This is a genomic window from Pleomorphomonas carboxyditropha, assembly GCF_002770725.1.
GTDB classification, from domain to species: domain Bacteria; phylum Pseudomonadota; class Alphaproteobacteria; order Rhizobiales; family Pleomorphomonadaceae; genus Pleomorphomonas; species Pleomorphomonas carboxyditropha.
Genome location: NZ_NQVN01000019.1, coordinates 58,098 through 76,162, shown reverse-complemented (window position 1 = coordinate 76,162; position 18,065 = coordinate 58,098). Strand labels below are relative to the sequence as shown.

The window sequence follows — 18,065 nt, the reverse complement described above, 5'->3', positions numbered from 1 at the left end:
GTGCCCGATATTCGCCTTGGCGCCCCATTCGGCCTGAGGTCCTACGCCTTCGCGTAGGATGACACCCTATGGGGAGGGGGCAAGGATGGAGGGCGATGCGCTATCCGGCTGTTTCCTATATATAAATCTGTCATCCTACGCGAAGGCGTAGGACCTCAGGCAGGAAGGGGCGAGTGGCCAATATAGGTCTCCGATCGAACCGGAGCGCTGCCTGGCATCGTCGAGCTTGTGACTTACCCCTCTCCCTGGTCCCTCTCCCACAAGGGGCGAGGGGACGCGGTTTTGGTCTACCCATTCCTGGAAGGCTCGGCTTGCCCGAAAAATGGGTCGGCAACTCCCATCGTCCCCTCGCCCCTTGTGGGAGAGGGAACAGGGAGAGGGGTGGGCCAGATATCGAGGATGCTTCGGGATGGTGTCGTGGCGCTCGAGCGGTTTCATTTGGGTCGGTGCCCGATAGTCGCCATGGCACCCTTTTCGGCCCGAGGTCCCCGCCTTCGCGGGGATGACAGATTTATATAGAGGAAACAGAGCCGTAGCGGCTCGCGCGGGCATCCATCAAGTTGTCGTTCCCCGCCTACGCGGGCATCTATCAAGTTGTCATCCCCGCGCAGGCGGGGACCTCGGGCAGGAAGGGGTGAGCGGCGGATATAGGTCTCCAACCAAGCCGGAGCGCTGCCTTGCATCGTCGAGTTTCAGGACACCCCTCTCCCTGGTCCCTCTCCCACAAGGGGCGAGGGGACGCAGCTTGGGTCTACCCCTCACTGGAAGGCTCGGCTTGCCCCGAAAAATGGGTAGGCAACTCCCATCGTCCCCTCGCCCCTTGTGGGAGAGGGAACAGGGAGAGGGGTGGGCCAGATATCGAGGATGCTTCGGGATGGTGTCGTGGCGCTCGATCGGTTTCCTTCGGATCGGTGCCCGATATTTGCCTTGGCGCCTCATTCGGCCCGAGGTCCTACGCCTGCGCGTAGGATGACACTCTATGGGGAGGGGAGGCAAGGATGGAGGGCGACGCGCTATCCGGCTGTTTCCTATATATAAATCTGTCATCCTACGCGCAGGCGGGGACCTCGGGCAGGAAAGAACGGGCGGCGGATATAGGTCTCCGATCGAACCGAAGCGCTGCCTGGCCGTCGGGTTTGCGGCTCACCTCGCCTACGCAACTCTCCCACTCAACTCAGGCGTTGCGTGGCGGGGGCGTTCGCTATATCCGAGCCGGTGAGGTCTCCTTTCCCCAACACGGTGAACACTGGCCATGACGCTGCGAACCGACGGATGGAGCGAGGTCTGCCTTGCCGGTGCCAGGAGCTTCGAGATGGCGTCGGCGCATACGGGCGAGACCTATCGCATCCTCGTCCGCATCCCCTCGGAACCGCCGCCGGCTAATGGCTATCCGGCCCTCTGGATGCTCGACGGCGACGCCAGCTTTCCGCTGGTGTACGGCCACTCCAGCCATTCGATCGCCAACCTGTCGCCGGCCGGCCGGGACGGCGCCTGCCAGGATCCGGGCGTCGTCGTGGCGGTGGGCTTTCCCGGCGGCGCGCCGTTCGACGTCGACGCGCGGGCGCGCAACTACACGCCGACGCCGGACGGCGCCACCGGCGATGCCGTCTCGCCGGCGTTCGGCGGCGCGGCCGGTTTCCTGCGCTTCCTCGCCGAGGAACTGCGCGAGGCGATCGCCGGGCGGCTGCCGCTCGACCCCGGCCGGCAGACGCTGTTCGGCTTTTCCTACGGCGGCCTGTTCGCCGTTCACGCCGCGCTCGGCCAGCCCGGCGCTTTCCAGCGCTACTGGGCGGCCAGCCCGTCGCTGTGGTTCAGCGATTGCCTGCTGCTGCGCCGGATGCGGGCGGCACCGCCGCTGGTGGCCGGCGAGCGGCTGGTGCTGACGGTCGGCCGCGACGAGCAATATCCGTCGCGTTTCCCGGGCGAGGCGCGGCAGCTCCACCTCGACCGGCGCGCCATGGTCGACGCCGTCACCGAGGCGGCCGTGCTGATCGCCGCCGCCAACCCGGCGGTGAGGACGGAGCTGGTCGTCGCCGCCGACCACGACCATTTCGACATGCTGCTGCACGGCGCCCGCCGCGCCCAGCGGCTGGCCTTCGAGGCGCGGTAAAGCAAAAGGGGCGACCCGCAGGCCGCCCCGATTGTCTGCCAATCCCGTCGGTTTTTCAGAATGTCGTGGCGAGCTTGAAGGAGACGCTGCGCGGCTCGCCGTAGAAGTTGAACACCGACGTGCCGCCGACGCGCTCGTAATACGTCTCGTCGAAGACGTTGTTGACCGTCAGCGTGGCCGTGACGTTTTCGCTGAACTTGTAGCCGGCCTGCAGGTCGACCACGGCGTAGCTCGGCGCCTCGATGGTGGTGGCGCCGCCGGCCGCCGTGCGGGAAATGTTCTTGAACGAGCTGAACACTTTCAGGCCGCCGCCGACGAACAGGCCGTCGATCCAGTCGCCGCGACCGTCGAAGGTGTACTTCGTCCAGAGCTGGAGCATGTGCTCGGGCGTGTAGAACTCCGAGCCGGCCGCCCGCTTGGTATTCTTGTACTCGGTGTCGGTATAGGTGTAGCCGAGCCCCACGTCCCAGTTCGGCATCAGCTGGCCGCTCAGCTCGGCCTCGACGCCCCTGAGATGCGCCTTGCCGAGCGCCAGATAGGACGTCGTGTCGTTGGGGTCGGTGACCGCCCGGTTCTCGTCCGTCAGGTCGAACAGGGCCAGCGAGGCGTTGACGCCATCCAGAAGCTCAGCCTTGAGGCCGACCTCGAACTGCTGGCCGGTACGCGGATCGAGCAGGTTGTCGGAGGAATCGGTCTGCGTCTGCGGCTGGAAGACCTCGGTGTAGCTGCCATAGGCGGAGATGCTGTCGGTCAGGTCGTAGACGATGCCGGCATAGGGCGTGAACTCGCCCTTCTCGCTCGACGAACTGCGGGTGCTGCCCGTCGTGGAGGAGGTCTCGTACCAGGAGAAGCGGCCGCCGCCGATCAGCGTCAGCGGATCGATCGGCTTGACGCGCAACTGGCCATAGAGGCCCCACTGCGTCAGGTCGGTGTCGGTGGGGTTGCCGTAGGTGACCGTCGGCTTGGCGACGTTCTCGTTCCAGTTGTAGATATTCTGGCTGCCGGCGATGGTGCCGGTGGCGGTGTAGAGCGTGCTGTCGGTGGTGCGGAAGTCGGCGCCGGCGATGATGTTGTTTTCCAGGCCGAACAGCTCGAACGGCTTGCTGACGTGGGCGTCGAGCGACACCGAATCCTGCGTATAGTCGCGGGCCAGCCAGCGGGTATCCGTTTCGACGATGGTACCGCTGGAATTGCGCACGATCACGTTGCCGGCGGAATCGACCGCACCCGCGGCGTAAGCGTAGAGGAAATCGACGTCGACATGCGAATAGAGCGCCGATAGCTTGGCGTGGCCGCCGTCGTCGAAGCGGTGCTCGATTTCGGCGATATAGTCGGTGACGTTGTTTTCGAATTTGTTCCACGTGGCGCCGGTGTAGGTCGACGTGTCCAGGTCGAGCAAGGTGCCGTCGGACAGCGTCGGCAGGCCGTTGAACGGCGTGATGTCGCGCGAGCGGTGGTTGATGGTCAGCGTGGCGGTGGTGTTGTCCGTCACGTCGGCCGCGATGGTGCCGTAGGCGACGCCCACCTTGTTGTCGACGGTGTCGGTCCAGCTGTCCTTGGACTGCAGCGCGCCGATCAGGCGGCCGCGCACGCTGCCCGACTCGTTCAGCGGGCCGGTGATGTCGCCCTCGACGCGCTTGCCGTTCCACGAATCGAAGATGGTGTTGACCTGCGTCTTGTACTGGTCGGACGCCTGCTTCAGGCGCATGTTGATGGCGCCGCTCGGCTCGGAGGCGCCGCCGAACAGGCCGGCCGGGCCGCGCAGGATCTCGATGTGGTCGACGGTCACCATATCGGGCTGCGTGCCGTAGATGCTGGAGACCGGCGTCGGCAGGCCGTTGAGATAGAGATAGTCGTATTCGAAGCCGCGCGAATAGAGGCTGGAGCGGCCGTCGTCGTTGGTCAGCACCACGACGCCCGGCGTCTTGCGCAGCACGGTGTCGAGCGAGGTGAAGTTGCCGTCGTCGAGGCGCTTGCGCGTCACCACGGTGGTGGACTGCGGCACCTCGCGCTGCGGGCGGGTGTCCTTGTCGCCGACGCTGACCAGCTTCGAGGTGTAGCTGCCGCTGCCCTCGGTCTCGTAGGTCGCCCCCTCGACGACGATCGGCTCGAGCTCGGTGCCGTCGTCGGCTGTGGCCTGGTCGGTCGTGGCGGTGGTCTGCTGCTCGGTCTGCCGCTCGGTCTGTTGCTCCTGGGCCCTGAGGGCCGACACCGTTCCGGCCAGCATGGTCGTCGCCAGCAGGACCCGCGCGAGACCGGCGCCGCCGATCAGGAAAATACCCCTGTTCACATCACCCATCGTATACCCCCAACGCGGCGGAGCCCTCCGCCGCACGCCCCGGCCGGCCCGCCGCGCCGGGGGACCAGTTTGCCGCAGCAAATCTTGACTGTGAGATCGCCCTATTCCTATACGTGGTCCGGACGGCGCCCGCTGTCGTTAACCGGTCAGAAATTTATGCAGGAGGCTCACGTGAGCGCAGTGCCGGTCCCATCGTCCCGCGCCGACGGCAACCAGGTGCTGACCCGGCGGGCCTTGCGCACCAAGGGCGTGCGCCTCTTGGACGGCGGCCGGCAGGGCGACGAGGTGGTCGCCTGCGGTCTGGTGGGCGCGGTGCGCATGGATTGCGGCGTCTACGCCAATTTCGGCCGGCGCATGCAGATCAGCGACCTCGAGATGGAAGTGGCGCTCAAGGAAGAGGTGTCGATCAAGATCTTCCTGGAAGGGCACGTCGAGGCGTCGATCGACGGCGAGCCGATTCCCATGCCGCGCCGCACTGCGCAGGGCCGCTGGCAGCCGTCGGCCATCGTGGTATCGCATCCGCAGGGCGCCCGGCTGCGCCGCAAGGCGCGCAAGGGGCAGTATCTCGACAAGATGGTGATCGGCCTGCCGCGCGACTGGCTCCGGCGCTGGCAGGGCTTCGCCGACACGCCGCAGGGCTTCAAGGCGCTCATCGAGGGCCGGCCGGGCCTGTGGCGCTGGCAGCCGAGCGCCCGCGCCGAATTCCTGATCCGGCAGATGTTCGACATCGCCGCCCGCAAGCCGCCGTTCGCCACCATGCAGCTCGAAAGCAACACGCTGGCCATCATCGCCGAGGCGCTGAGCGACACCTTCGGGTCGGGGGCCGACGCGGTGGCCTCGTCGGGCAACCTGACGGCCACCGAGCAGCAGCGCCTCTACGCACTGGTCAAGTGCATCGACCGGCGGCCCGGCTGCGAATTGTGCGTCACCGACATCGTCGGCGAGCTGGCCACCAGCCCGGCCACCTTGCAGCGGCTGGTGCGCAAGGCGCACAACTGCTCGCTGGCCGAATTCATCCGCAACAAGTATCTCGACGACGCCCGGCAGGCGCTGATGTTCTCCGACCGCTCGATCTCCGACATCGCCTTCGCCGCCGGCTACACGCACCTCTCCAACTTCACCGCCGCCTTCCGCCGCCGCTTCGGCCACCCGCCGTCGCAGCTGCGGCGCCCGGGGAGCTTGACCGGACATTCCACCGAGGCGGGCGTGTAGCTTGCGCTTCTGCGCTTGCGGTGCTCATGCGCGAGCTAAAACTCTGTTTCCTATATATAATTTCCTGTCATCCTCGCGCAGGCGAGGACCTCGGGCAGAACAAAGCTCAACGCCGATATAGCGGCTCCAGCAACGCTGGGGCGCCTGATACATCCCCCATCCCCTTCTCGTCCCGAGGTCCTCGCCTTCGCGGAGGATGACAATTTATGGGGGCGATGCGCGCGGCGATGACGGCGTGACAGGGACTGCGCCAGCGTATCCGGGATTTTGCCCCGGGGCGCCAGCGTGCCGGCCTATCCCTTTGTTCCCCACATATAAAGTTCCCCAATATAAAGCTGTCATCCTCGCTTAGGCGAGGACCTCGGGCAGGATGGAGCAATCGGCCGATATAGCGCTCCGGCAACGCCGGGGCGCCTGATACGCCCCTCCTCACCTTCTCGTCCCGAGGTCCTACGCCTTCGCGTAGGATGACACTCTATGGGAAGGGGAGGCAAGGATGGAGGGCGACGCGCTATCCGGCTATTTATGGGGAGAGGGCAAGGATGGAGGGCGACGCGCTATCCGGCTGTTTATGGGAGGGAGCAAGGATGGAGGGCGATGCGCTATCCGACTGTTTCCTCTATATAAATCTGTCATCCTACGCGAAGGCGTAGGACCTCGGGCAGGAAGGGGCGAGCGGCGGATATAGGTCTCCAACCGAACCGGAGCGCTGCCTTGCATCGTCGAGTTTCAGGACACCCCTCTCCCTGGTCCCTCTCCCACAAGGGGCGAGGGGACGCGGTTTGGGCCTACCCATTCCTGGAAAGCTCGACTTGCCCCGAAAAATGGGTCGGCACCCCCCACCGTCCCCTCGCCCCTTGTGGGAGAGGGATCAGGGAGAGGGGTGGCCCGATATCAACCGCGCTTCGGGATGGTGTCGTGGCGCCCGATCGGTTTCATGTAGGTCGGTGCCCGATATTTGCCTTGGCGCCCTTTTCGGCCCGAGGTCCTACGCCTGCGCGTAGGATGACAGAATTATATATAGGAAACAGCAGGATAGCGCATCACCCTCCATCCTTGCCCCCTCCCCATGGATTGTCATCCTCCACGAAGGCGCAGGGCCTCGGGCCGGAAAGGGCTCGGGGTGGATATAGGGCTCCGCGAGGGCGGACTCGCCGATTGCGGGGCAGGGCGCCGCAGGCTGCCCAAGGGGCGATTGCGGCGGCCGATCGGCGGGTTTGCGGGCCATCCGGATTCGGGCGTACAGGCGGCTCTTTGGCGGCCGGGCGCTACCGTTGATTTAGGGCTCCATGCCAACGCTCGGACGGGTAACGGAAAATACCGTTCCATATCAATCCATTGACGGATGTTCGTCTCGTTATCCCCGATGGCGGCGAGCATGGTTTCCGCCGCCTGCAATTCCTGATATATATCCCAATATATGGACTATCATTTTATAATTTGACACTTTGGCGACGCGGAGCTATCTCAATGCAAGACATAAGTCTCATTATTTGAGACAAAAGATGCGACCGCCCTTGCGTCTCGTCTTGGGATTTCGGATGCGGTTTCGTCTTCGAGGCGAAACACTGGAGAGAGCGCTGATGTTGATTGCCACCCTGGATACCGGCACCACCAACACGCGTGTCGTCGCCTGGCGCGACGGCGCCCCGGTCGCCGAGGCCGGCCGGCCGGTCGGCGTGCGCGATACGGCGATCACCGGCAGCACCGACAAGCTGAAGGCCGCCGTCGGCGAGGCGCTGGCCGAGGCGATCGCCGGCGCCGACGTGGCGCCCGGCGAAGACCGGCTCTATCTCGCCTCGGGCATGATCACCTCCAACGCCGGCCTGCGCGAGATCCCGCATCTCGCCGCGCCGGCCGGCAAGGCCGAACTGGCGGCCGGCATGCAGGCAGTGGAGCTGCCGGGCGTCTGCGACCGGCCGATCTGGCTGATCCCCGGCGTCAAGAGCCACGGCGGCGGCGTCGGCCTCGACGACTGCGACGCCATGGACATCATGCGCGGCGAGGAGACCGAGGCGATGGGCGTGCTGTCCGCCCTCGGCATCGGCGGGCCGGCGGTGCTGGCGCTGCCCGGCTCGCACGCCAAGTTCGTCGGCATCGACGCGGCCGGCCGCATCACCGGCTCGATGACCACCATTTCCGGCGAGCTGCTCGACGCCATCTCCCGCCACACGCTGATCGCCGGCTCGGTCGACCACGGCTTCGCCGACGAGGTCGAGCCCGAGGCGCTCCTGAAGGGCGCGGCGATGGGCGCGAAACTCGGCGTCGCCCGCTCCGCCTTCCTGGTGCGCCTCCTCGACCTGTTCGGCGACCTCGACCGCAACGGCCGGGCCAGCTTCCTGCTGGGTGCCGTGCTGGCCGGCGACCTCGCCGCGCTCAAGAGCGGCGCGTCGCTGAAGGGCACGGCGGAGAGCCGCATCATCGTCGCCGGCAAGGCCGGCCTGCGCGACGCGCTGGTGGCGCTGTTCACCGCCGACCGGCATTTCACCGGCCCGGTCGAGACGGTGCCGGACGGCATCCATTCGGTTTCGGCGCTGGGCGCCATGGAGATCGCCCGCGCGCGCAAACTCATCTGAGGACTCACAGAAGAAGCAAAGGGACGAGACAATGACTACGTACGAAGCTGCGCAGCCGACCAGACGCGTCGGCAGCCGCAGATGGATCATCGTGCTGATCCTGCTGCTGGGCGGCATGGTCAACTTCATCGACCGCACCGCCCTGTCGGTGGCGGCGCCGGAGATGATGAAGGAGCTGCAGCTCACCAACGCCGACATCGGCCTTCTGGGCACGGTATTCTCGCTGATCTACGCCATCTTCCAGTTGCCCGCCGGCTGGCTGATCGACAAGATCGGCGCCAAGCGCGTCTACACGCTGGCGATCATCCTGTGGAGCGGCGCCACGGCGCTGACCGGCGCCTGCTCGTCCAAGCTCGGGCTGATCGCCGCCCGCGGCGTGCTCGGCGTCACCGAGGCGCCCTGCTGGCCGAGCGCCGCCAAGATCACCGCCGCCTGGTTCCCCAAGAAGGAACGGGCGCTGGCCACCGGCATCTGGGACGCCGCCTCCAAGTGGGGTCCGGCGCTGGCGCCGCCGCTGCTGGTGTTCCTGATGGTCACCTTCGGCTGGCGCGAGCTGTTCTACATCGCCGGCGGCTTCGGCATCCTGTTCGGCTTCCTGCTGATCCTCGTCTATCACCAGCCGGAAAAGACCCGCTGGCTGTCGGGCACCGAGCTCGAATACATCAAGGCCGACGGCGGCGGCACCGCCGAGTCGATCGGCAGCGGCAAGAACTCGATCCGCTGGCGCGACCTGTTCCGCTACCGTGCCGTGTGGGGCATGATCCTCGGCTGGTTCTGCTACATCTGGATGTTCAACATCCTCACCTACTTCGTGCCGCTCTATCTTTTGAAGACGCAGAACCTCGACATGAAGTCGATGGGCTTCCTCGCCTCGGTGCCGTTCTTCGGCGGCATCATCGGCGCCTTCCTCGGCGGCTACATCTCCAAGCTCCTGGTCGACAAGGGCATCGCCACGCCGCTCAACGCCAAGCGGGCCACCATCTCGGTCTCCGCCCTGCTCGGCGGCGCCGCGCTGATGATCGCGCCATTCTTCACCGGCCTCGGCGAAACGCTGGTGCTGCTGTTCATCGGCATGGGCATGCTGTCGTCGGTGTCGGCCAACGGTTGGGCGCTGCCCGGCGACGTGGCGCCGAGCTCGATGGTCGGCTCGGTCGGCGGCATCCAGAACTTCGGCGGCTATTTCGCCGGGTCGCTGTCGCCGCTGGTCACCGGCATGATCGCCGACGCCACCGGCTCCTACGCCATGGCCTTCGTCAGCGGCGGTTTCATCGCCGCCTGCTCGGCCATCTGCTACTGGTTCATTGTCCGCACGCCGATCGAGCCGGAGGCCGCGGCCTGAGCCCCACGCGACACGCGGCGCCGGCTTCCTCCCGCCCGGCGCCGCCCTACGGGCACCCCGCCGCCGCCACCCGGACCGGGCCGGCAGGCGAGGGGTGCCCCTCCCATTCGAAAGGTCGATCCAATGCTGAAGCACGAGGTTACCGCCGCCATCCGTGAGAGCGGCATCATCGCCATCGCCCGCGGCCTGGCGCCGGCCGACGTGGTGCCGGCGGCCGAGGCGCTGCTGGCGGGCGGCGTCAGGGTGTTCGAGATCACCTGCAACAGCCCGTCGGTCTACGATGGCATCCGCGCCCTCAAGGCGGCGCTCGGCGACCGCATGCGGATCGGCGCCGGCACGGTCGTCAATCCGGTGTCGGCGACGCTGGCGCTCGATGCCGGCGCCGACTTCGTGCTGGCCCCCAATTTCGAGCCGGAGGTGATCGCCGCCGTCCACGAGCGGCAGCGGCTGATGATCCCCTCGGTGACCACGCCGACCGAGGTGGTGAAGGCGCACCGGCTCGGCTGCGACCTCCTGAAGCTGTTCCCGGCCGGCAGCCTCGGCCCCGGCTACATCAAGGACCTGCGCGGCCCGTTCGGCGAGGCGGCGCTGATCCCGGTGGGCGGCGTCGGCCTCGACAACCTCGAAGCCTTCGCCAAGGCCGGCGCCTTCGCGGCCGGCGTCGGCAGCAACCTCGTGCGCCGCGACCTGATCGCCGCCGGCCGCTGGGCCGAGCTGACCGAGGAGGCCCGCCGCTTCGTCGCCGCCTTCGCCGCCGGCCGCGCCGCCTGAATTCCAACCGAGGCTATCCGCCATGAAGATCACCAAGCTCACCACCTATCGCCTGCCGCCGCGCTGGATGTTCCTGAAGGTCGAGACCGACGAGGGCGTCACCGGCTGGGGCGAGCCGGTCATCGAGGGCCGCGCCCGCAGCGTCGAGGCGGCCGTTCACGAGCTCAGCGAATACGTGGTCGGCAAGGACCCGGCCCGCATCAACGACATCTGGCAGGTGCTCTACCGCGCCGGCTTCTACCGCGGCGGCCCGATCCTGATGAGCGCCATCGCCGGCATCGACCAGGCGCTGTGGGACATCAAGGGCAAGGTGCTGGGCGCGCCGGTGCACGAGCTCCTGGGCGGCCTCGTCCGCGACCGCGTCAAGGCCTATTCCTGGGTGGGCGGCGACCGGCCGGCCGACGTGATCGCCGGCATCCGCAAATTGCAGGCGATCGGCTTCGACACCTTCAAGCTCAACGGCTGCGAGGAGCTGGGCATCATCGACAGCTCGGTGAAGATCGACGCCGCCGTCGCCGTGGTGGCCGAGATCCGCGCGGCCTTCGGCAATTCCATCGAGTTCGGCCTCGATTTCCACGGCCGCGTCGCCGCGCCGATGGCCCGGGTGCTGATCCACGAGCTGGAGCCGTTCCGGCCGCTGTTCATCGAGGAGCCGGTGCTGGCCGAGCAGGCCGAATACTATCCGCGCCTCGCCGCCCAGACGCATATTCCCATCGCCGCCGGCGAGCGGATGTTCTCGCGCTTCGACTTCAAGCGGGTGCTGGAAGGCGGCGGCATCTCCATCCTGCAGCCCGATCTCAGCCATGCCGGCGGCATCTCCGAGTGCTTCCGCATCGCCGCCATGGCCGAGGCCTACGACGTGGCGCTCGCCCCGCACTGCCCGCTGGGGCCGCTGGCGCTCGCCTCCTGCCTCGCCGTCGACTTCGTGTCGCACAACGCCGTGTTCCAGGAGCAGAGCATGGGCATCCACTACAATCAGGGCGCCGAGCTGTTCGACTACGTCGCCAACAAGGACGACTTCCGCATCGAGGGCGGCTGGTTCCATCCGACGACGCGGCCCGGCCTCGGCGTCGAGGTCGACGAGGAGCTGGTGATCGAGCGCTCGAAGACGGCGCTCGACTGGCGCAATCCGGTATGGCGGCTCCCCGACGGCGCCGTGGCCGAATGGTGAAAACTCTACTGGGGCGGGCACCTGGCTTAGAACTCTGCGCTTCCGGTGCTCACGGGCTGTTTTTCTAAGACGCAACTCCGGACGCAAAACCGCAAGGCACTTTTGCTGGAGTTGCTCGAAGCCCGCTCCGCTCCGGTTCTCGAATTCGTCGCCATCTGCCGCACCCCAGCGAGTTTTCGTGCAGGCTCGGAAAGAAACGAGAGAAATCATGACGTTTGACAAGACCAAGGCGACGGTCGTCAAGGCCGCCTTTCTGCCGCCGGCGCTGGTGAAGCGCCTCGATGAGACCTGCTCGATGGTCGAGTGGGACACGCTGAGCGAGGCCGAGCGGGCGGCGGCGGCCGCCAATGCCCGCGTGCTGGCCGTCAACGGCGAATCGGTGGTCACCGCCGAGTTCATAGCCCGCTTTCCGAAGCTGGAGCTGATCGCCGACTTCGGCGTCGGCTACGACGGCATCGACGTCGCCGCCGCCAACGCGCGCGGCATCGCCGTCACCAACACGCCGGGCGTCTTGACCGACGACGTCGCCGACCTCGCCATGGGCCTCTTGCTCGCCACCTCGCGGCGGATCGTCGAGGCGCAGCGCTTCGTCGAGCGCGGCGACTGGGCCAACGGCGGCTTCACCTGGACCAAGAAGGTGTCGGGCGGCAGGATCGGCATCGCCGGCATGGGCCGCATCGGCCAGGCGATCGCCCGCCGCGCCGCCGGCTTCGACATGGCGATCAGCTACACCGACCGGCAGCCGGTGGCCGGCTGTCCGCACGCCTTCGTCGCCGACCTCGCGACGCTGGCCGCCGGGGTGGACTTCCTGGTCATGTGCGTCAACGGCGGCGACAAGACGCGCGGCCTCGTCAATGCCGAGGTGCTGAAGGCGCTCGGCCCGGAGGGCATCCTGATCAACATCGCGCGCGGCACGGTGGTGGACGAGGCGGCGCTGATCGCCGCGCTCGACGCCGGCACCATCGCCGGCGCCGGACTGGACGTGTTCGAGCACGAGCCGGTGGTGCCCGCCGCCCTGCAAGGCCGGCCCAACGTGGTGGTGACGCCGCACATGGCGAGCGCCACCCACGCGACGCGCAAGGCGATGGGCGACCTGGTGTTCGACAACGTCGCCGCGCATTTTTCCGGCGAGCCGCTGAAGACGCCGGTGCTGCCTTACTGAAATCGATGCGGCGCCTCCGGGCGCCGCGCTTCTTTTGGAGGCCACGGCAAATGGACTTTTCCCTGTTCGATCTCACCGGCCGCACGGCGCTGGTCACCGGCTCCAGCCGGGGCATCGGCGAGGTGATGGCCAGGGGGCTGGCCGCCCACGGCGCGGCGGTGGTGATCCACGGCACCGACCGGGCGGCGGCCGAGGCGGTGGCCGAAAGCCTGATCGCCGAGGGTCACCGCGCCCATGTCGCCGTCTTCGACGTCACCGACGCCCAGGCGGTGGCCGAGGCGGTCGCCGCCATCGAGCGGGATGTCGCGCCGATCGACATCCTGATCAACAACGCCGGCATCCAGCACCGGGCGCCGCTGGAGGATTTCCCGGCCGACAAGTGGCAGGCGCTGTTCGACGTCAACGTCACCGGCATCTTCCACGTGTCGCAGGCGGTGGCGCGCGGCATGATCGCCCGCGGCGCCGGCAAGATCATCAACATCGGCTCGGTGCAGAGCGAACTGGCCCGGCCGACCATCGCCCCCTACACGGCGACCAAGGGCGCCATCCGCAACCTGACGCGCGGCATGGCCGCCGACTGGGCGCGCCACGGCCTGCAGATCAACGCCATCGCGCCCGGCTATTTCCGCACCCGCCTCAACGCGGCGCTGGTGGCCGACGCCGATTTCACCGCTTGGCTGGAAAAACGCACCCCGGCCGGCCGCTGGGGCGAAGCGGAAGAACTGATCGGCGCCGCCGTCTTCCTCGCCTCATCCGCCTCGTCCTTCGTCAACGGCCAGACGCTCTATGTGGATGGAGGATTGACGGCGAGCGTGTGAGGGTGTCGCGATCGTGTATTGCATTTTGCGCTACATATCCTATCCTATGTTCGAAAACGAGGATGGTGCCATGTCAGGCGCGACTGAACGCAAGGATTATCCGGTATCGATGCGTCTTCCCGAGGCGGATCTCGCCATCATCGATCGGGCGGCAAGATTGCGCGGCCGGTCGCGGACCGACTTCGTCCGCGAGGCGGCGATGCAGGCGGCCGAGGACGTGGTGCTACAGACGCTGCCGATCCGCATGAGCCAGGAGGGCTTCCAGGCCTTCGTCGACACTCTGTCGGAGCCGGCCCGCCCGGTTCCCGAAATGGTCGAGGTGCTGAAGCGTCCGGCACCCTGGGAGACGCCGGGGAGTGGTGAGCGCTGACCGGTGCCCCTGTCCGCGCCCCAACCGCTGACCGACGAACACGACGTTTCGGCCTTCGCCTGTGGCAAGCCGGCTCTCGATACCTGGCTCAGGACGCGCGCCCTTTCCAATCAACGGAAAGGGTTCACCGCCGTCGTTGTGGTCCATGATGGTGGCCGGGTGGTCGGCTACTATGGCCTGGCGCCGACCGCCGTCATCCCGGCGATCATGCCCCGCTCGATCCGCACGGGCCAGCCGCCCGACCCGGTCCCCTGCCTGCTCCTCGGCCAACTGGCGACGGACACCGCCTATGCCGGCCAGGGCATCGGAACGGGCCTTTTGAAACATGCATTGACCCGATGCGTGGCGGCGGCGAGCCTGATCGGCGGGCGGGCGCTGCTGGTCAATGCCATTGACCAGGAAGCCGCGGCCTTCTGGCGCCGCCGCGGCTTCCTGCCCTCCCGCGACGATGCGCTGCTCTTGGTCCGATCGATGGCCGATATCGCCGTCTCGGTGCAGCCTTGAACGACCGCGCTGCCATAAAGAAGTCGATCAGAAGACAAGCCGCGCGAATTGGCGTTATTCCAGACCTGCCTTCTCCATCGACCACCGGACCCGCTCGGCAAGAAACCGGGCAAAAGGCTTGACATCCATACCGGCGCTCGCGCTTTCGAGGCCTGCGAGATACTCGGCGCGATCGTCGACCCGCACGACCGTCCAGGAATATCCGCCGGACGCCAGCATTGCGTTCATCAGGAAGCGCGCCATACGGCCGTTGCCGTCCGGGTAAGGATGCACATAGCCGACAAGCCAATGTCCCAATACGGCGCGAACGGCAGGCTCGGTCTCTTTCTCAAGCAGATCAAAGAGCGCATCCATGCCATCCGGCACGGCTTCGGCCCGCGGCGGCACATGCCACGATCCACGCAAATAGACGGGATGGTTGCGATAGCCGGCCAAGGCGTCGGTTTTCAGGATGCCTGCGACCACGGACGGGCCAAACATCTCGCGATACCACTGCCGGTGCCGCTCGCGCACAAGTGTCCCGGCAGGCGCGCCATCGAGAATGGCAGCCACGGAGTCCTTCACCTGCTGAAAGGCTTGCCAATATCCGCGCGCGGCAAGAGCATCGCGGCTTTGCCTGTCCTTTTCATCGATCTCGGGATTCCATTTGCCCTGACGTACGCGATCGATAAGGTCCGGCGTGACGCTGTAACCTTCGATCGATAGCGAGTGATAGGCGTCGCTTTGATAGATTTCCTCCACGAACTTCATGTAGCCGCTTTTGTCCGATGGCAGCCCCGGCGCTCTGGGAAACACCTCAAGAACGCGATCCCGCTGGCTTTCCCAGATGGCTTTGAGGCGAACGGCAATCCGTGCCTCTCCGGCAACGATGGACGACACATGAGATTGCTGGGCAAAGGGGTCGCTTTCCCGCACATCATAGCCGGCGCTTTTCATCGTCTTGACGATTTCATCGGCAAAATCGGTGCGGCCGACGCGTCGGAACGCCCCGGCAATGCGCCCTGCCACGACGGAATGCCCGCCATCGAGCAATCTGCCCAGGATGCCCGACACATTGCGCACCGCACCCAATACGATCTGTGCTTCAATCGGTGCGCGCTGAAAGAACGCTTCAGGAACTTTCACGAGAGCGGCATCCGGCGCATAGACCTGCAGACCGTTTTTCTCGGTCAGATCATCTTGTGGCGCCATCTCCCTGACCTTGAGATCATATATCGACGTGCCAAATGGAAGAGGCAGGTTGTTGTTGGTGCCTTTGGGACTATTGACGATGACCTGTGACGGAATGACCGTGGCCTCCGCATGCAGCAAAAGAGACTGTTCAGGCGACAGGAACCAATCTTCTCCAAATCGGTCATGGCAATAGCGATCGCAAAACTCCCAAAAGGACGCGTACCAGGGGGTAGTGTCCCCCGGATGCGCCTGCGGTCCGGCCGACATGAGCCAGCCCTTGATGACATCGCGCAGAAAGCCGTTCTGCAAAAGCCGCTCACGGTGGACGCGACTGAAGGTGCTGGATTTAAATATGCGCTGCCCCCGGCGTTGCAGGCGCTGCAAAACGCTCAGGGAGTCGGCGAGCTTCTCATTCGGGGTAGCCATTGTTTTGCATCAAGTTTTTTGTGATGTATGAATGCAAGTATATAATGCATGTCAATAACAAGTCAATTATGACGCATTAAGGCGAGTTTAAACTGCTATCATTTTGGTTTTTAATATCAATTCATCCCATAGAGCTGGTTCCCAGCAGCCTCAAAGCACCATCGTCGAGGGACGGCCTCTTGCCGGAAGGTTCGACAGATCAACCGCCATTGCAAATCGGTCAAGCTAGCCGAACTAGCGCCTCTCCGGCTCGGCGCCGGCGCCCATGGCCTCGGAGATCGAGCGGGCAGTGGCCGCCACCACCGGCGCCAGTTCCAGCATGCGCTTTTCCGGCATGTGGAAGTTGGCGCTGGCGACGCTGACGGCGGCGATCACCTCGCCGTTGACGTCGTAGATCGGCGCGCCGACGCAGTGGATGCCCACCTCGTTTTCCTCGAAATCCATCACCCAGCCGCGTTGCCGGTAGTCGCGCATGGTGGCGAGGTAGTCCGGCCAGGGCGGCAGGTCCGGCTTGTCGGCGCCGGTGCGCTCCTTGAGCGCCACCGCCTCGTCGTAGAGCTCGCGCCAGCGCGCCTCCGGCATGCCGAGCATCAGGGCACGGCCGACGCCGGTGGAGGCGAGCGGCATGCGCTGGCCGATGCGCGAGCGCATTTCGAGGCCGCGCCCGCCCGAGAGCTTGTCGAGGTAGAGCACCTGGGCGCCTTCGCCCTGGCCGAGATGCACGGTGTCGCCGCAGAATTCGGCCAGCTTTTCCAGGAAGGGCCGGGCCAATTGGGTGAGCGGCCGCTGCTCGCGGGCGCGGGTGCCGAGGTAGATCAGCTTGTAGCCGAGCGTATAGCCCTGGTAGGGCACGTGATGGAGATAGCCCTCGGCGACGAGATTGCTCAGCACCCGGTGCAGCGTGCTGCGCGGCACGCCGAGCCGTTCGGAGAGGCCCTTCACGTCGTGCACGCCGTGGCCGACCAGCTCGAGCAGCGTCAGGCCGCGCAGCAGCGTCTGCACGCCGCTCGGTGACTTGCGGCCGGCTTCCTCCGCGTCGTCGATCTCGAGGGGGCCGGGCTTGGCGGGCTGGCGCGACACGAACACTTCTCCGTCCGGAATGGCTGCCGGGGCTTCGGCAGGCATCGTCTTGTATAGCATCGGCCCGGAAAGGTGCGAGAGTTTTTGGACAGGGCGGGCGCGGGAAAACAACGGGTTAGCGCGAAAGCCCCTGGCTGCCGCCGCAACTGACAGATCCCGGCCGGCCGGTTCCCTAATAGCTGTGCGCGACACTCCGAATTCCGGCGGCTTTGCCGGGCAAGCGCGACGGCCGGCAACCGACATGACCTATGGCGAAAACCTCTGGCTTTTCTTCCTGCTGTTGACCGGCATCATCGTGGTGCCCGGCATGGACATGATGTTCGTGCTGGCCAACGCGCTGACGCGCGGGCGGGCTGCCGGGCTGGCGGCGACGCTGGGCCTGATGGTCGGCGGGGCGTGCCACACGTTGTTCGGCACCGTCGCGGTGGCGGGCCTCAGCCGCCTGATGCCGGCCGTCTACGGCCCGATGCTGATGATCGGCTCGGCCTACATGATGTGGATCGGCATCACGCTGATGAAGAGCTCGATCGTCGTCGACACGGTCGGCGGCGCGGCCGTCTCGCGGGGCGTGCTCGTCCAGGGGATCGTCACCTGCCTGCTCAATCCCAAGGCCTGGCTGTTCATCCTCGCCGTATACCCGCAGTTCATGACGCCGGCCTACGGCCCGCTGGGGCCGCAGGCGCTGGTGATGGGCACGATGACCGTATCGGTGCAGTTCGCCGTCTATGGCGCGCTGGCGGTGGCGGCGGCGCGCGGCCGCGACGCCCTCGTCGCCAATCCCGCCCTGACGATCCGGGTGGGGCGGGTGGCCGGGCTGCTGCTGGTGGCGATCGCCGGCTATACGCTGCTGCGCGGCTTCAACGCGCTATAGGCACCGCGACAAAACGATCGGCAGCGTCGGCACGCTGCAAATAGCAAAAAGGCCGGGACGAACCCGACCTTCTCTCCAACGCCTCTATGATCAGTGCCAGTACATCCGTGGTCAAAGACCAGAAGCGTTATCCGTGTGTTTAAACTCACAGTACGACAGATAGGTGACGTCGCCGGCAATTCA

At 66.2% G+C, this 18,065-nt stretch carries 14 protein-coding genes; 11 read left to right on the top strand and 3 right to left on the bottom strand.

Annotated features, from left to right (window positions below):
• Nucleotides 1-1,252: 1,252 nt before the first annotated feature.
• Nucleotides 1,253-2,110, top strand: a complete 858-nt coding sequence (locus CJ014_RS21125) for an alpha/beta hydrolase (RefSeq protein ID WP_100082478.1) — start codon at nucleotides 1,253-1,255, stop codon at nucleotides 2,108-2,110.
• 55 nt (nucleotides 2,111-2,165) lie between these two features.
• Here the strand turns inward: CJ014_RS21125 and CJ014_RS21120 are convergent, their stop codons facing one another.
• Nucleotides 2,166-4,409 carry a TonB-dependent siderophore receptor gene (locus tag CJ014_RS21120; protein WP_100082477.1) on the bottom strand — a complete coding sequence of 748 codons (2,244 nt, stop codon included), beginning with the start codon at nucleotides 4,407-4,409 and terminating at the stop codon, nucleotides 2,166-2,168.
• Nucleotides 4,410-4,580: 171 nt separating this feature from the next.
• Here CJ014_RS21120 and CJ014_RS21115 point away from each other — a divergent pair, with 171 nt between their 5' ends.
• The 9 genes from CJ014_RS21115 (at nucleotide 4,581) to CJ014_RS21075 (ending at nucleotide 14,332) form a co-directional block, all read left to right on the top strand.
• Nucleotides 4,581-5,621 carry an AraC family transcriptional regulator gene (locus tag CJ014_RS21115; protein ID WP_165790929.1) on the top strand — a complete coding sequence of 347 codons (1,041 nt, stop codon included), beginning with the start codon at nucleotides 4,581-4,583 and terminating at the stop codon, nucleotides 5,619-5,621.
• 1,583 nt (nucleotides 5,622-7,204) lie between these two features.
• Nucleotides 7,205-8,197 (top strand): 2-dehydro-3-deoxygalactonokinase, encoded by a 993-nt coding sequence (locus tag CJ014_RS21110; RefSeq protein WP_100082475.1) that lies wholly within the window; start codon nucleotides 7,205-7,207, stop codon nucleotides 8,195-8,197.
• A 31-nt stretch (nucleotides 8,198-8,228) separates the two neighbouring features.
• Nucleotides 8,229-9,536, top strand: a complete 1,308-nt coding sequence (locus tag CJ014_RS21105; protein ID WP_100082474.1) for an MFS transporter — start codon at nucleotides 8,229-8,231, stop codon at nucleotides 9,534-9,536.
• Nucleotides 9,537-9,659: 123 nt separating this feature from the next.
• A complete protein-coding gene (locus CJ014_RS21100; protein WP_100082473.1) occupies nucleotides 9,660-10,307 on the top strand; it encodes a bifunctional 4-hydroxy-2-oxoglutarate aldolase/2-dehydro-3-deoxy-phosphogluconate aldolase in 648 nt (215 codons plus the stop codon).
• A 22-nt stretch (nucleotides 10,308-10,329) separates the two neighbouring features.
• Entirely contained in the window at nucleotides 10,330-11,478 is a 1,149-nt protein-coding gene (gene dgoD, locus CJ014_RS21095; RefSeq protein ID WP_100082472.1) for a galactonate dehydratase, read from the top strand.
• 208 nt (nucleotides 11,479-11,686) lie between these two features.
• Complete coding sequence (locus tag CJ014_RS21090) at nucleotides 11,687-12,640, top strand: 2-hydroxyacid dehydrogenase (protein WP_100082471.1); 954 nt, start codon at nucleotides 11,687-11,689, stop codon at nucleotides 12,638-12,640.
• A gap of 50 nt (nucleotides 12,641-12,690) precedes the next feature.
• The gene (locus tag CJ014_RS21085; protein WP_100082470.1) at nucleotides 12,691-13,458 is read left to right on the top strand and encodes an SDR family oxidoreductase; all 768 of its coding nucleotides are present in this window, start codon (nucleotides 12,691-12,693) and stop codon (nucleotides 13,456-13,458) included.
• 70 nt (nucleotides 13,459-13,528) lie between these two features.
• Entirely contained in the window at nucleotides 13,529-13,828 is a 300-nt protein-coding gene (locus tag CJ014_RS21080) for a type II toxin-antitoxin system TacA family antitoxin (protein ID WP_100082515.1), read from the top strand.
• A gap of 3 nt (nucleotides 13,829-13,831) precedes the next feature.
• A complete protein-coding gene (locus CJ014_RS21075; RefSeq protein WP_100082469.1) occupies nucleotides 13,832-14,332 on the top strand; it encodes a GNAT family N-acetyltransferase in 501 nt (166 codons plus the stop codon).
• 54 nt (nucleotides 14,333-14,386) lie between these two features.
• Here CJ014_RS21075 and CJ014_RS21070 read toward each other — a convergent pair whose 3' ends face one another.
• Together CJ014_RS21070 and CJ014_RS21065 are read right to left on the bottom strand one after the other, a co-directional pair.
• Nucleotides 14,387-15,931: a Fic family protein gene (locus CJ014_RS21070; RefSeq protein WP_100082468.1), complete on the bottom strand. Its 1,545-nt coding sequence runs from the start codon at nucleotides 15,929-15,931 to the stop codon at nucleotides 14,387-14,389.
• A 234-nt stretch (nucleotides 15,932-16,165) separates the two neighbouring features.
• Entirely contained in the window at nucleotides 16,166-17,011 is an 846-nt protein-coding gene (locus tag CJ014_RS21065) for an IclR family transcriptional regulator (protein WP_245427512.1), read from the bottom strand.
• Nucleotides 17,012-17,252: 241 nt separating this feature from the next.
• On the opposite strand from CJ014_RS21065, the gene CJ014_RS21060 reads away from it, so the two are divergent.
• Entirely contained in the window at nucleotides 17,253-17,882 is a 630-nt protein-coding gene (locus CJ014_RS21060) for a LysE family translocator (protein ID WP_100082467.1), read from the top strand.
• Nucleotides 17,883-18,065: the final 183 nt, after the last annotated feature.

Bases quoted from the DNA above. Each gene is read 5' to 3' on its own strand.
- CJ014_RS21125 (WP_100082478.1), top strand. From the start codon at position 1,253: ATGACGCTGCGAACCGACGGATGGAGCGAGGTCTGCCTTGCCGGTGCC.
- CJ014_RS21120 (WP_100082477.1), bottom strand. From the start codon at position 4,409: ATGGGTGATGTGAACAGGGGTATTTTCCTGATCGGCGGCGCCGGTCTC.
- CJ014_RS21110 (WP_100082475.1), top strand. From the start codon at position 7,205: ATGTTGATTGCCACCCTGGATACCGGCACCACCAACACGCGTGTCGTC.
- CJ014_RS21105 (WP_100082474.1), top strand. From the start codon at position 8,229: ATGACTACGTACGAAGCTGCGCAGCCGACCAGACGCGTCGGCAGCCGC.
- CJ014_RS21100 (WP_100082473.1), top strand. From the start codon at position 9,660: ATGCTGAAGCACGAGGTTACCGCCGCCATCCGTGAGAGCGGCATCATC.
- dgoD (WP_100082472.1), top strand. From the start codon at position 10,330: ATGAAGATCACCAAGCTCACCACCTATCGCCTGCCGCCGCGCTGGATG.
- CJ014_RS21090 (WP_100082471.1), top strand. From the start codon at position 11,687: ATGACGTTTGACAAGACCAAGGCGACGGTCGTCAAGGCCGCCTTTCTG.
- CJ014_RS21085 (WP_100082470.1), top strand. From the start codon at position 12,691: ATGGACTTTTCCCTGTTCGATCTCACCGGCCGCACGGCGCTGGTCACC.
- CJ014_RS21080 (WP_100082515.1), top strand. From the start codon at position 13,529: ATGTCAGGCGCGACTGAACGCAAGGATTATCCGGTATCGATGCGTCTT.
- CJ014_RS21070 (WP_100082468.1), bottom strand. From the start codon at position 15,931: ATGGCTACCCCGAATGAGAAGCTCGCCGACTCCCTGAGCGTTTTGCAG.
- CJ014_RS21060 (WP_100082467.1), top strand. From the start codon at position 17,253: ATGACCTATGGCGAAAACCTCTGGCTTTTCTTCCTGCTGTTGACCGGC.